The sequence below is a fragment of the uncultured Nostoc sp. genome (assembly GCF_964245445.1).
Classification (GTDB): Bacteria; Cyanobacteriota; Cyanobacteriia; order Cyanobacteriales; family Nostocaceae; genus Nostoc.
The window spans coordinates 1-2232 of record NZ_CAXTNE010000500.1; the positions used below are offsets into that span (position 1 = coordinate 1).

Consider the following 2232-nt stretch of genomic DNA (forward strand, 5'->3'; position numbering starts at 1 on the left):
TTGTTAGCGATCGCTGGTTTTTGATCCTACCTCACCAAATCGCGTTGCTCCCGTTATGACTATGCACTACTGCGGTGCTTTCCGCAAAGCTACGCCACCAGCTTTATTTCAAAAACTGCAACCAACAAATAGCCAGCAGCAACCGCAGAAAGAACCGCAGCTTCAAAAATAGGGCGTTGCTAAATAAAGATATAAAGGTTTGAGTAGTAAAAGCCGCCGATTGAAATTTCGATGGAATTTGAGATGAAGAGAATTATCCAAGATGCAAAAAATTTACTATTCGATGTCTAATGGGATTTTTGCCTTTTGAAACACCTGCTCAACAGTAAATTCCAGTCCCTCAAATAAAGAATCTTTGAGTAATTCTTCTCCCATATAAGTTTGTGGTGCAGCATCTGGATAAAAAACAGTAATGCTTCTGGCTTTACTATCTACTACCCACACCCGCAGCACCTTAGCATCTAAATAGTCTTTGGCTTTAGCTGCCATTTGTCCAAAGGTTTGTCCTGGTGAGAGAGTCGCAGTCTTGGCGGTTTCCGTCGATTGCGAACTCTCGAACCCGAAGGGCGAAATAATTTCAATCACTAAATCAGGAGGAACAGGACAAGCTTCGTCTTCGTCCCAGTTGACGGGTAAACGTTCATTAGAGATATATAAAATATCTGGAATTGGCATCCAATCTCGTCCCCGACGGGTTAATGCAACAGCCCATTCCGGGCAAACTTCTCCTTTCCCCTCACGCGATTGCTCAATCAAATTGAGAAGGACGCGGGTAAGTTTTGCGTGAAAAAACTTTGGTGACATTTTAGGAATTGCTTGCCCATCAACAAGTTCATAAGTTATATCTCCCTCACCTGGTGAAAGATTTAAGAACTCTTGCAAGGTTAATTGATTCTTGGCTTGGAGTATCATGGTTGATTAATTTGTAATTTGTAATGACGCTCGTTCCTCGCTAATGCTGTGCTATCGCTAACGTAATTCGTAATTGAAGGACAGAGCAACTAATTTTTATTCTGACTCCTGAATTCTGAATCTTGAATTCTTCTTCAAATTGTTCACATTCCTTGCAAAACTTGCCGAATAATATCTGATGGCACTTCATCGGTAACTGTTACTACACCAATCTCTGTTGGTAAAACGAACCGCACTTTCCCTGCTTTGACTTTCTTATCTAACTGCAACGCGTCAATAATTGCTTCAATATCTACCCCAGTTGGTAACTGAGTTGGTAAACCTGCTTTTTGAATTAAAGCATTTTGACGTTCCGTGTCTTCCTTTTGCCACATTCCCAATTCCACAGCAATTTGACCGGCTGCTACCATGCCAATGGCCACCGCTTCACCGTGATTTACTAGACGATAACCAGTCAAACTTTCCACTGCATGACCGATAGTATGTCCATAGTTGAGAATCGCCCGCAATCCGCCTTCTTTTTCATCTTTGCTAACAACATCAGCTTTAGCTTGACAAGAGCGCATTAATATGCTTTGTATCAGTTCAGGTTTTACATAGCGGAGTTGGTCGAGGCGTTTACTTGCTTCCAACTGGGCAAACAATTCGGCATCCCAAATTACACCATATTTAATAACTTCTGCCATTCCTGCTCGAAACTCACGCATAGGAAGAGTTTTTAACACATCTGGGTCAATCAAAACTAAGCGCGGTTGATGGAATGCCCCAATCAAGTTTTTGCCGTGGGGATGATTCACGCCAGTTTTGCCACCAATTGCCGAATCCACCATCGCTAAGAGAGTTGTAGGCACTTGGACAACATTAATGCCTCGCAGCCAAGTTGCGGCTGCAAAGCCAGTCATATCGCCAATTACACCTCCGCCCAAAGCCACCATTGTAGAAGAACGTTCTAGGCGGTTTTCCAAAGCGATATCGTAAAGTTTTTGGATGGAATTGAGGGTTTTGTAGCGCTCCCCTGGAGGTAGGGTGCAGCTAGCAACTTCAAATCCAGCAGATGTTAGGGATGCGTTAGCGGAGCTTAACGTTCGCGTAGCGTCTCGCAGAGAAGTTATCGCTCTTTCCCCAAAATGCTTAAAAATAGTAGGATTAGAAACCAGCAATACCTTCTTGCCTAGCTTGAGACTGGCCATCTGTTGACCCAGTTGATTTAAACTCGAAGGTGCGATCGCAATCTCATAAGACTGCCCTGGTAAATTTACATTAATTACAGAAGTCATTGCCCAACCCCTAAATAAGCGCCTGTGGGCTGTATTCTATCGC

The 2232-nt window shown here is 43.3% G+C and carries 2 protein-coding genes; both read right to left on the reverse strand.

The window, feature by feature from the left end; translation table 11 throughout:
* Positions 1–276: 276 nt before the first annotated feature.
* Entirely contained in the window at positions 277–912 is a 636-nt protein-coding gene (locus ACFE90_RS37820) for a Uma2 family endonuclease (RefSeq protein WP_375507351.1), read from the reverse strand.
* A 143-nt stretch (positions 913–1055) separates the two neighbouring features.
* A complete protein-coding gene (aroB, locus tag ACFE90_RS37825; protein ID WP_375507352.1) occupies positions 1056–2189 on the reverse strand; it encodes a 3-dehydroquinate synthase in 1134 nt (377 codons plus the stop codon).
* Positions 2190–2232 lie beyond the last annotated feature (43 nt).

Bases quoted from the DNA above. Each gene is read 5' to 3' on its own strand.
- ACFE90_RS37820 (WP_375507351.1), bottom strand. From the start codon at position 912: ATGATACTCCAAGCCAAGAATCAATTAACCTTGCAAGAGTTCTTAAAT.
- aroB (WP_375507352.1), bottom strand. From the start codon at position 2,189: ATGACTTCTGTAATTAATGTAAATTTACCAGGGCAGTCTTATGAGATT.